Source organism: Bariatricus sp. HCP28S3_A7 (genome assembly GCF_052066375.1).
Taxonomy (GTDB): Bacteria; Bacillota; Clostridia; order Lachnospirales; family Lachnospiraceae; genus Allocoprococcus.
This window is the reverse complement of sequence record NZ_JBQHSG010000039.1, coordinates 1-18557: the sequence shown is the minus strand read 5'-3', so window position 1 is coordinate 18557 and position 18557 is coordinate 1. Positions and strand designations below refer to the sequence as shown.

Sequence of the window (18557 nt, the reverse complement as noted above, 5' to 3'; positions counted from 1 at the left end):
ATATAATCTGTATCGCAGGATACGAAACGGAGTAGAAACGATTCCCTCAATTCTTCGAAGAAACTATCATCTGGAAAAGCTTCCTCGTGGAAAACAAAGAGGAAGGTTCTTCTTCGGAAGTAAAATTGCAGCGTTGAATTTTAGAAAATTCTTTCACTATGTGAAAGGGTCTTTGAATTATGCAGAAACTCCTATACTGGCATAAGAATATGGGAAGGGTATAGTTACAATCGACACCAAATATACCGAAAACTACGGTAGAAACTTATAAATAGCAACAAAAAGCAAAAAAAGGACGTTCGATGCCAGGGCTTTTGACCCCAGCATCCGTGGCAAAAGAAACGTCCCTACATATTTTTCAGGAAAGCTCTATAGCCTTTTACTGCCTCGTACACATCAGCCTTGCTACTGACTTCATATGGTGCGTGCATGGAAAGTACGGCAACACCGCTGTCGATGACTTCCATTCCGTACTGTGCCATGATGTAAGCGATGGTTCCGCCGCCGCCCACATCAACTTTACCGAGTTCAGCAAACTGATATGTAACTTCTGCATCGTCCATAACTTTGCGAATCTTTGCGAGGTATTCTGCGTTTGCGTCGTTGGAACCGTTCTTTCCGCGGCTTCCGGTAAATTTGTTGAATGCAAGTCCTTTGGTGAAGAATGCGGAACTGCGTTTTTCGAATGCGTCTGCAAACATCGGATCATAAGCTGCGCTTACATCAGAAGAAAGCATTCTGGAATTTGCCAGTGCACGGCGTACCTTCAGTTCGGATTCTCCTTCTGTCAGAGCGATCAGTTCTGCAACAACATTTTCGAAGAAACGGGAATGCATACCAGTTGCGCCAACACTTCCGATTTCTTCTTTATCTACCAGCAGGCAGCATCCTGTACGGGAAGCTGACTCCACATCCAGCATTGCAAACAGGGAGGTAAATGCGCAGACTCTGTCATCCTGTCCGTATGCAAGGATCATGCTGCGGTCAAATCCGAGATCTCTTGCTTTTCCTGCCGGAACGATTTCCAGTTCTGCAGACGCGAAATCTTTTTCTGAAATTCCATAGGTCTCTTCCAGAATCTTAAGTACGTTCGCTTTGATGGTATCTTTTTCTTCTTTTTCCAGATCCTCAGCCTGCTCGATCGGACGATTTCCGATTAGAAGATCGAGCTTCTCACCTTCGATCACTGCATTAGCCTTTTTCTCCATCTGCTGTGCGGAAAGATGCACAAGCAGATCGGTGATTACGAATACCGGATCGCTCTCTTTCTCACCGATACTGATATTTACAACAGAACCGTCAGTCTTTGCCACTACACCGTGAAGTGCCATCGGTCCTGTCACCCACTGATATTTCTTAATTCCGCCATAATAATGTGTATCCAGATAAGCCAGTCCTTCACTCTCATAAAGTGGATTCTGCTTTACGTCGATACGCGGTGAATCGATATGGGCCCCCAGAATATTCATACCGTTCGAGATCGGCTCTTCTCCGATACGGAACATAGCGATCATCTTTTCCATACATACTGCGTAAACCTTATCCCCGGATTTGAGCGGTGTGCCTTCAGCCATCACTTCTTTGACATCGCGGTATCCGGCTTCTTTTGCCATCTCTACCGCCAGAGCGATGCATTCACGCTCTGTCTTTCCTTTATCAAGGCAGTCCTTGTATTTTTCGTTAATCTCATGAAGCTCTTTCAGCTGCTCCTCGCCATAAGAATTCCACAGATTCTTTTCTTCCATTTTATTCCATACCTCTCTTTCTGAAATCAGCCGGTTGTCCGACTATTCTTTTACAGTATAAGCATCTTCGGGCGCGAAATCAAGTCAAATCGGCAAGCAATTCCGAAAGCATTTCCTGCATCGTTTTCCCGGAAACCGGATGACGTTTGTGGGGTGCGATTTCCACCATAGGTTCCAGCACGAATGTACGGTTCTGCATATCCGCATGCGGCACACAAAGGTCATCATCCTCAATAATTTCATGGTCGTAGAGAAGAATATCCAAATCAAGCGTTCTGGGTCCCCAATGGATCGTTCGCTCTCTTCCCGCCTCTTTTTCCAGCTCATGAAGCCTGTCCATCAATTCATGCGGTGTCAAAAGAGTCTCCAGCTTCACCGCACCATTCAGGAATTCATCCTGCTCTACTCTTCCATAAGGCTCTGTCGCAATCAATTTGGATACTTTCAGAAGCCGACACCCCTTTGTATGTGCAAGTCCATCCAGTGCTGATTCGATATAGCGTTTCTTATCCCCCATGTTGGATCCAACAGCCACATATACCTCATGCCACTTTCTGCTTATCTCCACAGATGCCGTATCAAGAGGAAGGGCGATCGGAGCCCAGGGCTTCTTAATCTCCAGATCCACCTGCCGTATACGGGGATCCGATTCAAGGACAGTCTCCGCCAGATGCTCTGCCACCGATTCGATCAGTTTAAATGTATTCTTTTCCATCTCATCCTTAATCAAATGACAAATGGTTCCGTAATTAACAGATTCATCAAGCAAGTCCGTTATTCCTGCTTTTCGTGTATTTAAATGAATCGCACAGCTTACCAGGAATTTCTGTCCCAATACTGTTTCTTCAGGAAATACACCATGATTGGCAAATACTTCCAGGTCTTTTATCTTAATCTTGTCCATTTTCATTTCTCACCTACTCTTTCCTGTATTTCTTCTTTCCTGCTCCCTTCGTCTCGTTTGTTCTATGGTCGCTTCAAAATTGCTTCCGTCATCCGGATCGCCCTGCGGTTTTTCTCGGCATCATGCACACGAACAAATCCATATCCGCACTGCACTGCCATCACAGTCGTCACAAGGGTTCCCTCTTCCCGTTCTGTCACCGGGAGATCCAAAGTAAGCCCGATCATCGATTTTCTGGACGTACCAAGCAGCATCGGATAGCCCAGTTCATTGAAACGATCCAGATGTTTCATAACATCCAGATTCATTTCATACGTCTTTCCGAATCCTACCCCCGGATCCAGCATAATCTTGTCATCCGCTATGCCTGCCTCTTTTGCCGCACGGATACATTTCTGCAGATCACAACACATATCTTCAATCAGATTTTCATAGATCGCCTCACTGCGGTTATGCATCAGACAGCAGGCGACATCATATTTTTTCACCAGAGGTGCCATCTCCTCATCATATAAAAAGCCCCAGATATCATTTACCATATCCGCGCCGGCCTGAAGTGCCGCCCCCGCCACCCTGCTTTTGTAGGTATCGATTGACACCGGCACATCAAAATTCTTCTTTACCGCCTCGATAAGAGGTGTAACTCTTTCTATTTCCTCTTCCTCAGTAATCTGCTGATGTCCGGGGCGGGTGGACTCTCCCCCTATATCCAGAATATCGCATCCACCTTTCAAGAGTTCCTCTGTGTGGCGCATAGCCGCATCATAATTGTTCCATTTTCCACCATCAGAAAAAGAATCCGGTGTCACGTTTAGAATTCCCATGATATATGTGTGATTTTTCACATCAAATTCTCTATTCCCGATTTTCATTTTCTCCATCTTCCTTCCATAAATCTTATTTGCACAAATCACCAGATGATCCGAAGATTCTTCTTCTCTTCTCCCCAGTCACACGCTTCTTTTGCCGTGCACGCAAAACAATTCCGGGAAGTTTTATCCGCATCATACAGTACTTCTGCCAACTTGTTCCCTCTCCCATTTTCTTTCGAATGCTCTCTGTGACTCAGAATTGCAAGCAAAATGCCCTTTTTCTCGTCTTCTTCGAATCCTGTATCCTCGAGGATCTGCTCCGCAATCTGCGCGCTTGCCTGCTCATGCGGAATTTTCTGCGCATACTGCATCCATTTTCCAATATCATGCAGTACAGCAGCAGCATAAATCGATTCCTTTGAAATCCCGTATCCTCTTTCCATGGAAAATATATATGCTAACCTGGCCACATCCAGAAAATGCTGCATATCATGTCCGCAGAAAATCCGATTCATTTCTTCCTGCCTGTTCTTTTCCATACACTCGACATAGAGCGGATGCGTACAGATCCGATGCACCCGCTCCATTTTTATTATTTCTTCCTGTTTCCTGCTCTGTTCCATTGTTATCAATTACTCCGCGCACATTCTGCTTTACTCTCTGATCATCTGAAAGAACATATTCTGCAGTCTTTCTTCCTCTGCAAATGCTCCCCTCGTCACAACGCTGACCGTCTTACTTCCAGGCTTTTTCACACCGCGCATAGTCATGCACATGTGTTCCGCTTCTGCCATCACCATAACTCCTTTCGGGTTCAGATGCTCCATCAGTGCATCCGCAATCTGAGCCGTCATCTGTTCCTGAAGCTGAAGCCTTCTGGCATATACCTCCACAGTTCTGGCGAGCTTGCTTAAGCCCACCACTTTTCCGTCCGGAATATATGCAATATGAACCTTCCCATAAAACGGAAGCATGTGATGTTCACACATGGAGTAAAATGTAATATCCTTTTCTACCACCATCTCATTATTTCTAACGGTAAATGTCTTCTTCAGGTGCTCTCCTGCATCCTCATCCATTCCGCCGCAAATTTCTTCGTACATTCTGGCGATACGATCCGGCGTCTCCACCAACCCTTCTCTTGTCGGATCTTCTCCGATTCCTTCCAACAGGAGCCTGACTGCCTGTTCCACTTTCTTGCGATCTACCATGACTTTTCTTCCTTTCCTTCCGCACATATGCGGATTACCTCTCCCAGATAAGAGAGAGAACCAAATACCAGCACCACTCCGTCTTTCCCTGCATTTTGCCTGGCAAACGCCAATGCTTCTCGGATACTTCCAGCCACCTCAGCCGGAACCCCCTCTTCTTTCAGGTACTGAGCCAGCTTCTCCTTGTCAAGCGTTCGTTCCCGGTTCGGCAGATCCACCGTATACGCCTTTTCCAGATAAGGTGCCATGATCCCAGTCATCACTTTTGCCTCTTTATCCTTAAATACACCCATAACCGCCGTAATCCTTCTGCCCGCCAGATAACACCCGATATTCTCGGCAAGTCTTTCTGCGGCATCCCGATTATGTGCTCCGTCGACGATCACAAGCGGTTCCTCATCAAGAGCCTGGAATCGCCCCGGCCAGCACACTTGATCCAGTCCCTTCCGGACAGCCTGGTCACTGATCCCCAGCCCGGTATCCTTCAATGCTTCTATCGTTTCCAGCACAGTTACAGCATTGTCAATCTGATATCTTCCTGCCAGATTCAATCTCAGATTCTCATACTTTCCGTAGGAAAATCTCTGTCCCAGAATGTCCTCTTCCAGTATGACCGCCTTTTCCGGCAAGGCTTTGTACATCCTGCATCCGCATTCTTCCGATTTCTTTTTGAGAACCGCAAGAACTTCTTCCCTTTGTCCGGCCGTTACTACCACAGCCCCCGGTTTTATGATTCCGGCTTTCGTTTCCGCAATCTCCTCCAGCGTATTTCCCAGAATTCCCACATGATCCATACTGATCGAGGTAAATACACAGACCTTCGTCGTCTCCACAATATTCGTTGCATCCAGGAGTCCTCCCATTCCGGTCTCCAGCACAACATAGTCACAAGCATGTTTTCGAAAATACAGAAATGCGATGGCCGTCTCAATCTCAAATACAGTAGCTGTGAGGCCTGTTTTTTCTTCCACCTTTTCTGCCGCCTGCTTTACTTCAGACACAAAAAGAGCGAGCTCGTCTTCCGCCATCCATTGACCATTGATCTGAAATCGTTCCATATAGTCCATGACCGTCGGTGACACATATCTTCCCACACAAAGCCCTGCCTCCTGCAAAATACAGGAAAGGCAGGCGAGAACAGACCCCTTCCCATTGGTACCTGCTATATGTATAAATTTCAAATCGTTTTGCGGATTTCCAAGCTCGCCAAGTAAGCTCTTTATACTATCTAAGCCAAGTACACTTCCGTATTTCGATACATGATCCAAATATACCCTTGCTTCTTCGTATAACATTATTTATTTCCTTCCAATGATGTTTTTCAACAGTTCCCTCTATTCTAACACACATTGCCGAAATAAAAAAGAGATTTTTATCACAACAGTGCACCACTACGATGCACTGCTGCATGACATCCATCTATTCGTACAGTGGATATTTGTCACAGATTTTCGTCACTTCCCTGCGGATTTCATCAAATTTACTGTCAAAATCCGTAACCGTCTTCTTAATCAGTTTTGCAATCACACGCATGTCCTCTTCCTTCAGGCCGCGAGTTGTAACCGCCGGTGTTCCGATACGGATTCCGCTTGTGACAAACGGACTTGCCGGATCATTCGGCACTGCATTCTTATTCACAGTGATATATACTTCATCCAGACGTTTCTGCATTTCCTTACCAGTCACACCCATGTTCTGCAGGTCGACCAGCATCAGATGATTATCGGTTCCGCCGCTCACGAGGTTGAAGCCTTCTTCCAGCATTCCTTCAGCCAGCACCTTTGCATTCTTCACAATCTGCTGCTGATATTCCTTGAACTCCGGTTTCAATGCCTCTCCGAAGCAGACAGCCTTCGCTGCAATGATATGTATCAAAGGTCCGCCCTGTGTCCCCGGGAAAATAGCTTTATCAATCGCTTTTGCATATTCTTCTTTGCACATGATTATTCCGCCTCTCGGTCCGCGGAGCGTCTTATGTGTGGTCGTCGTCACAACATCCGCATACGGAACCGGACTCTGATGAAGTCCTGCTGCAACAAGCCCTGCAATATGTGCCATATCGACAAATAAATAGGCGCCTACCTCTTTTGCAATGTCAGCAAAGATGTCAAACCGGATCTCTCTCGGATAAGCAGAAGCTCCTGCAACGATCATTTTCGGCTTACACTCTTTGGCAATTCTACGGATTTCATCATAATCGAGGAATCCCTCGTCGTTGACATTATACGGTACGAAATGATACAAAAGGCCGGACATATTGACCGGTGAGCCATGAGTCAAATGGCCTCCATGCGCCAGATTCAGCCCCATAACCGTATCTCCCGGCTTGAGAAATGCCTGATAAACAGCCATATTGGCGCTTGCCCCCGAATGTGGCTGTACGCAGACATGATCACAGCCGAAAAGCTTTTTTGCACGCTCGATTGCAAGATTTTCAAGAATATCCACATCTTCACAGCCGCCATAATAGCGTTTTCCCGGATATCCTTCCGCGTATTTATTGGTAGGTACCGTTCCCATCGCCAACATAACAGCCGGGCTTACGATATTCTCAGATGCGATCAGCTCCAGATTCCTTCTCTGCCGTACCAGCTCCAACCCGAGTGCTTCGCCCACCTCCTTGTCATATTCACGAATGTAGTTCATGACATCTGTAATCATATTCATGGTCTTCTCCTCCTGTTCTTTTCTGCAAAAAGCAGGCAAAAAACTTTCACTTCAAAGTCTTCTGTCTGCTTTTCCTTTTTTTCACACAAGACCTTTTCGCAAGTTAAATCCTAGTATATAAACGGCTCCCTGCAAAGTCAAGCGTTAAATAATTATTTTATTTATTACAGCATCTCGATAAATGCCGCAATTCTTGTATTCAGCTGTCCGAGATCAGACTGGGAATAGTCCGTCTCCACGGAAATATACGGAATACCCTTTTCTTCATTTACAAATTTCATGATCTTTCTTGTTTCCACGCTATAAGTATGGCATGCCTGGAGAACCATCTCCACAACACCGTCCACCTTGTACTCATCGATCAGTCTTCCCAGAAGCTCCAGACGATTCGGGTTCGGAGTCATAACAGAACAGCCGATATTCAGATACCTTCTTGCCAGCGCATCGTATACATCCGGATTGTCTTCATCTACCAGCTTGTCAATAGACTTCGCTCCGGAGCAGTTTTCAAATGCAACAACCACACCGCCGTTACTCTCAATTGATTTTACGACTTTGACCGTTGCACCGCCGATCGGACATCCCGTAACCAGGATTCTCTTCTTCTTCGGCTCCATCTTTCCCTCCGCATACTCTTTCAGGATCTTATCCGTCAGCGCATTGACCTCCTCCGGAAGCTTCTTTCTGTCAAATTTAAATGTACTTCCATAGAGAACATTGAACAGATTCTCTCCGCTGATCGGAGTCGGATCATTTTTCATTACCTCATACAGTCTCTTGAGCGCCCTTCTGCCCTCATTCTGAATCCGGATGGCCTCCCGGATCTGTTCCTCCGTGATCTCCACTTCAAACTTTTCTTCCAGATACTCCTTAAACCGGATGATTTCTTTCTTCCAAAGCTTCAGGCTCTCTTCTTTCTGCGTATTTGGAAGCTCCATGATGAACATTTCTTTAAATTCAGACATATATTCATACATTTTTTTCTTACCGTCACAGGTCGTTTCCCCTACAACCACATCAGAGAAATAGAAGAACGGACATTTATCGCTTACAGCAAAACCGTAACTTGCTTTGATAAGCGGGCATAAGTTTCTCGGCAGATCCCGTTCTGCGATCGGGATCGTCTCATCTGTCATCGAGCAAAGTCCGACCGTAACCGCGCCCATCGCCATGGCGATCTCCTGCGGGAAATAGGTACAATAGGAACCTACAACCGGAATATTCTGATCTTTTATCTCCTTCATTGCCAAAAATGACTTTTTGCGCTGCTCCGCAAACTCTTCAAAAACCTCTGGTAATTCTTTGATAATTTCCATTTTCTTTTCCTCCATAAATAAATCATGAGATTTTTCCCAGATGCCTGCTGATTTCTCCGCATTTCATCCTATCTTTCATTATAAATTTCCCGATCCGCACATACAAATTTAAAATTCTGATAAATCTTGTCATTTATAGAGTATATCTATACCATAAAACAACCTCACCATATACTTATTTACGCAAAATGAAAGAGCCCGGTATCCCAGACTCTTTCCATTCCTATATTACCATTCAAATTTCTTTTCAAAATAAGCTTTCAGATCTTCGATCTTTACTCTTTCCTGCTGCATAGTATCGCGGTCACGAACCGTAACTGCTCCATCTTCTTCTGACTCAAAATCATAAGTAACACAGAACGGTGTTCCGATTTCATCCTGACGACGGTATCTCTTTCCGATATTTCCTCTGTCATCAAATTCACAGTTGTAGTATTTGCTCAGCTCTGTGTAAACCTTTTCCGCGCCTTCATTCAATTTCTTTGAAAGCGGAAGTACACCGATCTTAACCGGAGCAAGAGCCGGATGGAAATGAAGAACTGTACGTTTTGTACCGTCTTCCAGATCTTCTTCATCATACGCGCCGCAAAGGAAAGCAAGTACCATACGGTCTGCACCGAGTGACGGCTCAATAACGTATGGAATGTATTTTTCATTTGTCTCATCATCGAAATAGGTCATATCCTGTCCGGATACATTCTGATGCTGAGTCAGGTCATAATCGGTTCTGTCTGCGATTCCCCACAGCTCGCCCCATCCGAACGGGAAGAGGAATTCTACGTCTGTAGTAGCTTTGCTGTAGAAAGAAAGCTCTTCTTTGTCATGATCTCTGTAACGGACTTCGTCTTCTTTTAAGCCAAGTGTATAGAGCCAGTCCAGACAATATTTCTTCCAGTATGCGAACCACTCAAGATCGGTATCCGGTTTGCAGAAGAACTCAAGCTCCATCTGCTCGAACTCACGGGTACGGAATGTGAAGTTACCCGGTGTGATCTCGTTACGGAACGATTTACCGATCTGGCAGATACCAAACGGAAGTTTCTTTCTTGAAGTACGCTGTACATTCTTGAAGTTTACAAAGATACCCTGAGCCGTTTCCGGGCGCAGATAAACAACGTTCTTTGCATCTTCTGTTACACCCTGGAATGTCTTAAACATCAGGTTGAATTCGCGGATCTCTGTGAAATTATGCTTTCCGCAGGTCGGACACGGGATCTCATGTTCTCTCACAAATGTTTCCATCTGTTCATGTGACCATCCGTCAATACTATCCGGAAGATCAATTCCATTTTCCTTGGCGTAATCTTCAATCAATTTATCTGCACGGAAACGTTCATGACATTCTTTACAATCCATCAGCGGGTCACTGAATCCGCCCAGATGTCCGGATGCCACCCATGTCTGCGGGTTCATCAGAATTGCACAGTCTACACCAACGTTGTATGGATTCTCCTGTACAAACTTTTTCCACCATGCTTTCTTAACATTATTCTTTAATTCCACCCCGAGGTTACCATAATCCCATGTGTTGGCAAGCCCACCGTAGATTTCAGACCCAGGATACACAAAACCTCTTGACTTTGCTAAAGCTACAATTTTGTCCATTGTCTTTTCTACCATAATACCAATCCTCGCATTCTCTTCTTTTTTACAAAGACAATTGTTTCTACTAAAAATACACTTATCTTTGTGTGATTATCCTATTATACAGAGAGAATCCATATTTTGCAAGCATTCCTGCCATTTTTTTAACATATTGCGTCCAAAAAAATACATAATCAGCTATTATTTTAAGAAAATTCAGTCATTTTACCCCTGTATCCGTTCCATGTCCGGAGTTTTTTCTCTGGTCTCATCCCGATTTTCTTTATGTTTTTCAATAACATCCTGACAGATTTCCATACCTTTATAACTGAGATAATCTTCCACCCGCCCCGTCTGCGTAAATTTTTCCCAAAAGCACTCTTTCATCCCGGTCACCTCACCTGTTCTTCTGTTTCACAGCGTCCATAAACGCTGCTCATTATTAGGTTGTCCAATGACTTATGGGATATACTTTATAATATCTGGCAACTTTTTTTACAGCCAAAACCCTTGACAAATTCGTTTAGATTCCCGCAATCTGTTCCAGAATCTCCAGTGATTTAAAACGCTTCTCCACATATACATCCAGATACCGCTCCATTACTTTTCCGAACTCGTCCAAAACCTCATCACTCAAAGTAAACGCAAACAGTTTTTCAATCGAAGATGTCTCTACGTACTGCATGGCATAAAGTGTCGAACTGTTCAGTTTTATTATGTCATACACGCTCCGGCTGCATGCACTGCAGACAATGCCACCTTTTTTTGCACTGAATAACAGGCTTTTCTCTGTACTTCCACAGGATACACACTGGAATACCTGCGGTCCTTCTCCGTTGATGCTCACCGCTTTCAGTTCAAAGATATACCGGACCAGACGCAGCGGAATCAGTCTCTTTGTAAGTGCCCGCATGCTTTGGTAAAGCAGCTTCAGCATTTCTCGTTCGTCATTCGATTCTCTGGTATAATAGTCTGCAAATTCCAGAAAATAAAACGCATAATATGCCGCTTCCACATCCGTCCTCAGCTCCGCGAAATAGTTGGAAATATCCGCAGACTGGATCGTATACGAAGTCCGCCCTTCGAACATCGAAAAGACACCAAAAGAACAGGGAGCCGTGACCCCCGCCAAATGGCTCTGCGGACGTCTGGCCCCCTTGGCAAATGCAGATATTTTTCCTCTCTCCTTTGTCAGGATCACGACCCGTCTGTCGTATTCCCCGACCGGCGATGCCGAAAGTACCATCCCCGTCAAAGTGACGATCTGACTCATCTTTCCTGCCTCCTGCTTCCTGCATATTTTCAGGTCTGCCTTGTTCTCTTTCGTTTCATTTAAAGTCGATTATTCTTCATCTTCCCGGTAGCCAAAGTTCTTAATCAGGAAATCACTATCCCGCCAATCCTTCTTCACTTTGACCCACAATTGAAGATTTACCTTCATGTCCAGCATTTTCTCAATCTCAAATCGCGCAGTGCTGCCAATTTTCTTAAGCATGGCTCCCTGTTTTCCGATAATGATTCCCTTGTGGGAGTCCCGCTCACAGATGATCGTAGCCTCAATATCCATCACTTTCTTGCGCGCCTTCATTTTCTCGATCGAAACTGCAATCCCGTGCGGGATCTCTTCGTTCAGACAGTGCAATGCCTTCTCCCGGATGATCTCTGCAACAATCTGCCGCTCCGGCTGATCCGTGACGGTATCCTCATCGTAAAACTGCGGGCCATACGGAAGATATTTCATAATTACCTTCAGCAGTTCTTCGGTATTATCTCCTGTCCTTGCGGAAACCGGAACGATATCCGCAAAATCAAAGATCTCACTGTATTTCGCAATACACGGAAGCACATCTTCTTTTTTCACAGAATCCACTTTATTGATCACCAGAACGACCGGTGTATTCACCTTTTTCAGCTGCTGTACGATATGCTGCTCGCCGGCTCCGATAAAGGTCGTGGGCTCGACCAGCCAGAGCACCACATCCACTTCATTCAGGGTACGTTCCGCAACATTTACCATATATTCACCAAGCTTATTCTTGGCTTTATGAATTCCGGGCGTATCCACAAAAACGATCTGCCCTTTCTCCGTTGTCAGAACCGTCTGGATCCGGTTTCTTGTCGTCTGCGGTTTGTTGGATGTGATCGCAATCTTCTGCCCGATCAGATAATTCATCAACGTTGATTTTCCCACGTTCGGTCTTCCGATGAGTGTCACAAATCCCGATTTATAATCTGCTCTCATGTATCCTCCTTCTCCTCGCTGCCCATTGCAGCCTTTCTTTCTAGAATAAATCCTTTACTTCCATAAAGACATCTTTTTCTTCTTCGATCTTCGCTTCATTTCCGATCACACAGATCTGATTTCCGGCAAGTACTGCCTTCGCCACAGGAGCCAGAGCGCGAATATCCTCCTGCGTAGCCTCAAGGATCTGCTGCCGTTCTGTACGAATCATCTCTTCACTCACATGATTCATATACAGATTCATGGAGCGATCCCCTTTTGCTGCCGGTGTCATCGGCTGATCAATATTGCTGATGGTCCCGATGATATATTTGGTCATGTCACGCTCACTTACGGTGAAATTCTCCAAATACTCCGGAACACCGTCATAGACTTCCAGCGTCTTTTTCAGGTTCGGATCACGATAAGACACAAAATATCCCTCACCAATCCGGTTGAAATTACTCATGCATCCGTAAGCTCCGCCCTTCACGCGGATGTTAACCCAGAGATATTCATAGCTCATAATCACCTTCAGAATCTGAAGCGCTCCGGTATAGGATTCGCCCGCATCGATAAAGTTTCCGGCTTTTGCGGCAAACTGTACTTTAGATGAGGTCTTGAAGCCTTCATTTTTCTGCTCGCACCGGATCACGCATGCCGGCTTTGCTTCCTGCTCATCAAACAATGCCATGTTCAGCTTCTCGAGTTCATTCTCCAGTCCGGCAAGACCTTCTCTAGATGCTGTGTAACTTACCATCATATTTCCTCTGCAGAACAGGGTTTTTACCAAAGACTGCAGCATCGTTATCAGTTCTTCTTTCTCTTTTTCAAAATGTTCTTCCATTCGGCTGACATTCTGGTAGTACTCAATACCGCTTGTCATATCCTTGAATCTGGAGATTGGAGAACGATAAGACATCGCCCGCAGCGCAGACGCAGAGTGTCCTGAAGACAGGAAACGTGCCTGCATCCGTGATTTATTCATGGACAGGATCTCCTTCAAACGTTTCTCATCATCCAGTTTCGAACAAATGAGGATCTCCTGCATCATCTCAAGTGCAAATGGAATCTTCTCATACAGCGCCTTGGTCTTAATCTCAAATGTCGCTTTAAATTCTTTTTCTTTTACCTTTGTCACATCCGGATATAATTCGAGAGAGGTCCCGATTCCTCCGGTATTGACATTGATTTCATTAAACAATTCACCGTAATCATAATGCTCCGTATCGATGATTCCGAGCACTGCCTGCAACACACCGACATACGGAAGCTGTTCCGCCGGAACTTCTGACAGATCGAACATCAGATCCAGATATCCGATTCCGTTCGTCTCAATCTCATGGAATACCACCGGAACTCCCGCCAGAGTCATCTCCTCATTGTAAACCGGAGCGATTTCCCTTGAGATATCTTCTCTTTCCAACATCGGGATCTTCTCCAGTTCTTCCTGACTGGACGGCTCCTCCTGATACTCCAGAAGCCGTCTGGTATCCTCTACCAGTTTCTCGATTTCCGCATCGCTTAAGGAGGCCTTATATGCCTGCAGTTTATCGTGAAGTTCTGCATCCAGGCGCGCAGTGCGTCCCTGTTCCGGCAGTACGGTCACAATAGAGCCATGCGGATTATCCAGCAGATATTTCTGGATCAATTCTTCAAAATATCCGTTCTTCACCTGTTTTTTCATAAACGCAAATGTATCCAATGCCTCCACATGGATGAACGGTTTTGTCTCATCGTAAAGCCAGCTGTCAAAAATCTGAAGCCCATACATGAGTCCTTTCGGATATCCTCCGAAATCTGCTTCTCTGTAACGGAATTCATGATAATTGATTCCCGCCTCAAGTGCCTTGGGATCCATGCCCTCTTCCACGATCTTCTTTAATGTACTTTCAATGATACGGACAAATTCGTCTTTCTGATCTTCATTTGCATTTTTTGCGACCACAGAGAAAATCGGTTGGTAAATACTGTTATCATAAGAACCGGTAATATCCTTTCCGATTCCGGCATCCATAAGCGCCTTCTTAAGTGGTGCCCCCGGCGCAGAGAGGAGTGCATAATCCAGAATCTGAAACGCAAGGTAAAGCTCTCTGTCCAAACTCGTTCCGACTACTTTATTATAAGAAAGATAGGTATTATCTTCCAAAGGTTCATTACTGGAAACCGAATATTTCATGGAAAGCTCACGTACCGCATCAAATGGCTTCTGGAGATGAATCTCAGAATCCACCTCGATCTTATCATATTTACAGAGGTATTCCCGATCCAGCCATTCCAGCTTTTCAGCCATATCCATATCGCCATACAGATAAATGTAACTGTTTGACGGATGATAGTAAGTCCTGTGGAAATCCAGATATTCTTCATAAGTCAGATTCGGGATCTCATCCGGATCCCCGCCGGACTCATTTGCATAAGTCGTATCCGGGAAAAGCGAATTCAGAATCACCCGATCCAGCACACCGTCCGGAGAAGAAAATGCGCCCTTCATTTCATTGTATACCACGCCGTTATAAGACAATTCCCCGTCCTTGTCCTCCAGCTGGTAGCTCCATCCCTCCTGGCGGAAGATTTCTTCATGCTTATAAATATTAGGATGAAGCACGGCATCCATATAGACATCCATCAGATTCTGAAAATCCTTATCATTACAGCTTGCGATCGGATACACCGTCTTATCCGGATACGTCATGGCATTCAAAAAGGTGTTCAGAGATCCTTTGACCAGTTCCACAAACGGATCCTTAGCCGGGAATTTCTCCGATCCGCAGAGTACCGTATGCTCCATGATATGCGGCACACCGGTACTGTTCTTCGTCGGTGTGCGGAATGCAATGTTAAAGACTTTGTTATCATCATCATTGGAAATCAACAGCACTCTTGCCCCGCTCTTTTTATGCTTCAAAAGTGCACCTTCTGATTTCAGATCATCCAGTTTGCGCTGCTCAATCACCTCATATGCAGCCAGTTTTGTCAAATCCATGTTTCTGTTCCTCCCAATTCTATCTTGTAATGTTATATTCTTTCTTATCATAATGATATATGTTGTTATTTGCATTATAAAAAACGATACTTCATACTGTGCATATGAAACAGTTTATCACACCCGTTCAAAATGTACAAGGGTTCGGAATTTGTTCCTCCCTTCCTTTGTAACATTTCATTCTTGCGACTGAACGGAGTGTTTTCATTCCAGAATTTCTGGTTTGAGGCAGTGCCAAGATATTGTCTTTACGGGTTATTCTACAATTCCATTCCAATAAACCGTAACATATCACTGCTCCCTGTGTACCATTTTCTCATATGCATAACAGCATAAAAAAACCGCTGCACTTTCCTCATAATGCAACGGTTTTCCTATTTTATGCCTCTTCAGCCGGATTCAGTTTACTAATTACAAACAAGGTTCCAAGCATCAGAACGATTCCGATTGGAAGGACGATCCATGCGCTCTGTACAAAACCTGCTACGATGTAAGTTACAAAGGATACGGCCGCACAGGTGATTGCATACGGAAGCTGCGTATTTACATGATTGATATGGTTACTCTGGGCTCCTGCGGAAGCCATGATCGTTGTATCTGAAATCGGTGAGCAGTGGTCACCACACACTGCCCCTGCCATACATGCAGAAATAGAAATGATCATCATCGTTTCATTTCTTCCTTCAAATACTGCAACAACGATCGGGATCAGGATACCGAAAGTACCCCATGATGTTCCGGTCGCAAATGCGAGGAAACATGCTACCAGGAAAATGATTGCCGGAAGCAGATTCATAAGTCCCTGTGCACTGGTTTCCATCATACCAGCTACAAACTCTTTCGCGCCAAGACTGTCTGTCATCGCCTTCAGGGTCCATGCAAAGGTCAGGATCAGGATTGCAGGAACCATTGCCTTAAATCCGTCCGGGATGCAGGACATACAGTCGCTGAAGCTCAACACTTTTCTTACCACATACAGAATGATTGTGATGATAAATCCGAAGAAGCTTCCCAATACCAGGCCAACAGAAGCATCACTGTTGGAGAATGCTTCTACAAAGCCGACCCCGTCAAAGAAACCGCCTGTATAGATCATTCCGATCACGCAACAGATGATCAGGGAAAGGATTGGAATCAGCAGATCGATCACCTTGCCCTTACCGTTATCGGTCATATCCTCCTCCGCATTTGCATACGGACGATCCGGAGTTGTATAAAGATCACCTTTTTTTGCATTTGTTTCATGAACTTTCATTGGTCCATATTCTACTTTCATCAGAACCATTCCCACCATCATTACGATTGTAAGCAATGCATAGAAATTATAAGGGATTGCACGAATGAAAATGGAAAATCCGTCTTCACCTTCAACAAAACCAGTCACTGCAGCAGCCCAGGAAGAAATCGGTGCAATAATGCAGACCGGTGCAGCCGTAGCGTCAATCAGATATGCAAGCTTTGCACGGGATACATTCTGTTTGTCTGTAACCGGACGCATTACACTTCCGACTGTCAGACAGTTAAAATAGTCATCAATGAAAATCAACACACCCAGAAGAATGGTCGCAAGCTGAGCGCCTGCTCTGCTCTTGATATGGGAACTTGCCCATCTTCCGAAAGCCGCAGAACCACCCGCTTTGTTCATCAGGCAGACCATTGTTCCCAGGATTACAAGGAACACCAGAATACCCACATTGTAGCTGTCTGATAATACTCCGATAATTCCGTCCTGGAAAATGTGTGTGATCGTTCCTTCAAATCCGAATCCTGAATAGAAAAGACCTCCTACCAGAATTCCAATAAACAGGGAACTGTACACTTCCTTTGTGATCAGTGCAAGTGCAATCGCAACGATCGGCGGAACCAGTGCCCAGAAGCTCGCGTACATTGACGGCACATATTCCTCTGCCTCTTCAGCCGCAAGTGCCACCAGCGGGCAACAGCTTACCGAAACGATAAGTGCTGCAAACGCGTAAAGCATTTTTTTCAATTTTTCTCTCATTTTTCATCCTCTCTTTTCCATAAAAAATACCATGAATAACGCTTTCCCGTAAGGCGCATTCATGGCATAATTCTTCTGTAAATTCATCATTCGGTCCATATCCTTGATAGCGCTCCACATACGTGACAGTCCGATACATATTCTGTACCGTCCCAGAAACCGACTTTGGGAAATCAGTCTCTTCGGCGGACTCCCCTTTCACAGCGATCGCCTTCCCGGCTATATGATCTCTGCTACTCATGAATTCCGCGCCTCTATCCAGCTCTTTATTCATATAGTTATACTTGTAACATTTTTATGGAGTCTTGTCAATGTATTTCCCGCTATTAACAGACTTTTCCTGATTTAGTTTCGAAAAACCATATAAATTCTTTGATGCTTTTCATCGTTTCTATTCCCTATGATAAATCTCATGAAGCCGCTTATAAAGAGGTGACAGCTTCCCATAGATCTCCTTGTATACATCTGTATACAACTCATCATAAACCTGATGAATTTTCTCATCCGGCTCAAACCTATCCTTTTCATGGACCATTGCTTTTACCCCATCTTCATAGCTCTCAAACACCCCGATTCCCACGAATGCGGCAAGTGCACAGCCGATTCCGGTAGCCTCATATGTCTGTGTCCTCACAACAGGCAGTCCAAACATGTGGGCCGTGATCTGACAGATCTCATCACTCTGCGATCCTCCTCCTCCGAGATAGATTGCCTGAAATTTATGACCGGCTCTCTGCTCCATCACTTTCATTCCGTCGATCAATGCGAAATTAATTCCTTCGATAATCGCGCGATACAGATGGATCCTGGTATGAGCATCCGAAAATCCTATGATTGCTCCTCTTGCAGTCGGCATCGTGATATTCGGCGTAAAATATGGTTGGAACAGAAGTCCCTCACAACCTTCCGGAACGTTTTTGAGACTCTGATTAAGAAGTTCCTCCGGAGAAATACCCAGTCTCTTTGCCTGAATCACCTCTTTTGCCACAAACTCTTTCGTGACATGCTCCCACTACTTAAGCCCTAAAGCTTTGAAGTAGGGGCTTCTTACTCAATAACCCGATAGGGCTAAGTATCAATAAGCTATCCCCGCGTGCCCCGCGGTTCTT

Annotated in this window: 15 protein-coding genes, 1 pseudogene and 1 riboswitch; of the genes and pseudogenes, 1 reads left to right on the top strand and 15 read right to left on the bottom strand. The window is 45.0% G+C overall.

Annotated elements, in window-relative coordinates; all coding sequences use genetic code 11:
* Window positions 1-205: pseudogene (locus ACTNA4_RS15035) on the top strand (transposase); the annotation flags it as partial.
* Between the two features lie 142 nt (window positions 206-347).
* Here the strand turns inward: ACTNA4_RS15035 and ACTNA4_RS15030 are convergent.
* From ACTNA4_RS15030 to ACTNA4_RS14960, 15 genes are all read right to left on the bottom strand, one after another.
* Entirely contained in the window at window positions 348-1745 is a 1398-nt protein-coding gene (locus ACTNA4_RS15030) for an aminopeptidase (RefSeq protein WP_427805419.1), read from the bottom strand.
* Between the two features lie 79 nt (window positions 1746-1824).
* Window positions 1825-2649, bottom strand: coding sequence for a 2-amino-4-hydroxy-6-hydroxymethyldihydropteridine diphosphokinase (gene folK, locus ACTNA4_RS15025; protein WP_427805418.1), 825 nt, complete (start codon window positions 2647-2649; stop codon window positions 1825-1827).
* A 62-nt stretch (window positions 2650-2711) separates the two neighbouring features.
* The gene (gene folP, locus ACTNA4_RS15020; RefSeq protein ID WP_427805417.1) at window positions 2712-3521 is read right to left on the bottom strand and encodes a dihydropteroate synthase; all 810 of its coding nucleotides are present in this window, start codon (window positions 3519-3521) and stop codon (window positions 2712-2714) included.
* Window positions 3522-3559: 38 nt separating this feature from the next.
* Window positions 3560-4084, bottom strand: coding sequence for an HD domain-containing protein (locus ACTNA4_RS15015; RefSeq protein WP_427805416.1), 525 nt, complete (start codon window positions 4082-4084; stop codon window positions 3560-3562).
* Window positions 4085-4114: 30 nt separating this feature from the next.
* Window positions 4115-4672 (bottom strand): GTP cyclohydrolase I FolE, encoded by a 558-nt coding sequence (gene folE, locus ACTNA4_RS15010; protein ID WP_427805414.1) that lies wholly within the window; start codon window positions 4670-4672, stop codon window positions 4115-4117.
* Complete coding sequence (locus ACTNA4_RS15005; RefSeq protein ID WP_441030853.1) at window positions 4666-5967, bottom strand: bifunctional folylpolyglutamate synthase/dihydrofolate synthase; 1302 nt, start codon at window positions 5965-5967, stop codon at window positions 4666-4668. Before ACTNA4_RS15005 ends, folE begins: the two co-directional genes overlap by 7 nt.
* 124 nt (window positions 5968-6091) lie before the next feature.
* The gene (glyA, locus tag ACTNA4_RS15000) at window positions 6092-7333 is read right to left on the bottom strand and encodes a serine hydroxymethyltransferase (RefSeq protein WP_441030859.1); all 1242 of its coding nucleotides are present in this window, start codon (window positions 7331-7333) and stop codon (window positions 6092-6094) included.
* A 170-nt stretch (window positions 7334-7503) separates the two neighbouring features.
* Window positions 7504-8655, bottom strand: a complete 1152-nt coding sequence (locus ACTNA4_RS14995) for a double-cubane-cluster-containing anaerobic reductase (RefSeq protein WP_427805409.1) — start codon at window positions 8653-8655, stop codon at window positions 7504-7506.
* Window positions 8656-8883: 228 nt separating this feature from the next.
* Entirely contained in the window at window positions 8884-10275 is a 1392-nt protein-coding gene (locus tag ACTNA4_RS14990; RefSeq protein ID WP_427805408.1) for a glycine--tRNA ligase, read from the bottom strand.
* 189 nt (window positions 10276-10464) lie between these two features.
* A complete protein-coding gene (locus ACTNA4_RS14985) occupies window positions 10465-10626 on the bottom strand; it encodes a hypothetical protein (RefSeq protein ID WP_427805406.1) in 162 nt (53 codons plus the stop codon).
* 136 nt (window positions 10627-10762) lie between these two features.
* Entirely contained in the window at window positions 10763-11512 is a 750-nt protein-coding gene (gene recO / locus ACTNA4_RS14980; protein ID WP_427805405.1) for a DNA repair protein RecO, read from the bottom strand.
* Between the two features lie 69 nt (window positions 11513-11581).
* A complete protein-coding gene (gene era, locus ACTNA4_RS14975; RefSeq protein ID WP_441026918.1) occupies window positions 11582-12481 on the bottom strand; it encodes a GTPase Era in 900 nt (299 codons plus the stop codon).
* Between the two features lie 40 nt (window positions 12482-12521).
* Window positions 12522-15446: an insulinase family protein gene (locus ACTNA4_RS14970; RefSeq protein WP_441030850.1), complete on the bottom strand. Its 2925-nt coding sequence runs from the start codon at window positions 15444-15446 to the stop codon at window positions 12522-12524.
* A gap of 379 nt (window positions 15447-15825) precedes the next feature.
* Entirely contained in the window at window positions 15826-17334 is a 1509-nt protein-coding gene (locus tag ACTNA4_RS14965; protein WP_441030856.1) for a Na+/H+ antiporter NhaC family protein, read from the bottom strand.
* Between the two features lie 213 nt (window positions 17335-17547).
* Window positions 17548-17713: riboswitch (Lysine riboswitch) on the bottom strand.
* Between the two features lie 126 nt (window positions 17714-17839).
* On the bottom strand, window positions 17840-18436 hold the full coding sequence (locus tag ACTNA4_RS14960) for an FGGY-family carbohydrate kinase (RefSeq protein WP_441019063.1): 597 nt from the start codon (window positions 18434-18436) through the stop codon (window positions 17840-17842).
* Window positions 18437-18557: the final 121 nt, after the last annotated feature.

Coding starts and splice junctions, on each gene's coding strand:
- era (WP_441026918.1), bottom strand. CDS start 12,481: ATGAGAGCAGATTATAAATCGGGATTTGTGACACTCATCGGAAGACCG.
- ACTNA4_RS15030 (WP_427805419.1), bottom strand. CDS start 1,745: ATGGAAGAAAAGAATCTGTGGAATTCTTATGGCGAGGAGCAGCTGAAA.
- ACTNA4_RS15005 (WP_441030853.1), bottom strand. CDS start 5,967: ATGTTATACGAAGAAGCAAGGGTATATTTGGATCATGTATCGAAATAC.
- folP (WP_427805417.1), bottom strand. CDS start 3,521: ATGAAAATCGGGAATAGAGAATTTGATGTGAAAAATCACACATATATC.
- folE (WP_427805414.1), bottom strand. CDS start 4,672: ATGGTAGATCGCAAGAAAGTGGAACAGGCAGTCAGGCTCCTGTTGGAA.
- glyA (WP_441030859.1), bottom strand. CDS start 7,333: ATGATTACAGATGTCATGAACTACATTCGTGAATATGACAAGGAGGTG.
- ACTNA4_RS14965 (WP_441030856.1), bottom strand. CDS start 17,334: ATGTACGCGAGCTTCTGGGCACTGGTTCCGCCGATCGTTGCGATTGCA.
- ACTNA4_RS14970 (WP_441030850.1), bottom strand. CDS start 15,446: ATGGATTTGACAAAACTGGCTGCATATGAGGTGATTGAGCAGCGCAAA.
- ACTNA4_RS14995 (WP_427805409.1), bottom strand. CDS start 8,655: ATGGAAATTATCAAAGAATTACCAGAGGTTTTTGAAGAGTTTGCGGAG.
- ACTNA4_RS15015 (WP_427805416.1), bottom strand. CDS start 4,084: ATGGAACAGAGCAGGAAACAGGAAGAAATAATAAAAATGGAGCGGGTG.
- ACTNA4_RS14985 (WP_427805406.1), bottom strand. CDS start 10,626: ATGAAAGAGTGCTTTTGGGAAAAATTTACGCAGACGGGGCGGGTGGAA.
- ACTNA4_RS14990 (WP_427805408.1), bottom strand. CDS start 10,275: ATGGTAGAAAAGACAATGGACAAAATTGTAGCTTTAGCAAAGTCAAGA.
- folK (WP_427805418.1), bottom strand. CDS start 2,649: ATGGACAAGATTAAGATAAAAGACCTGGAAGTATTTGCCAATCATGGT.
- recO (WP_427805405.1), bottom strand. CDS start 11,512: ATGAGTCAGATCGTCACTTTGACGGGGATGGTACTTTCGGCATCGCCG.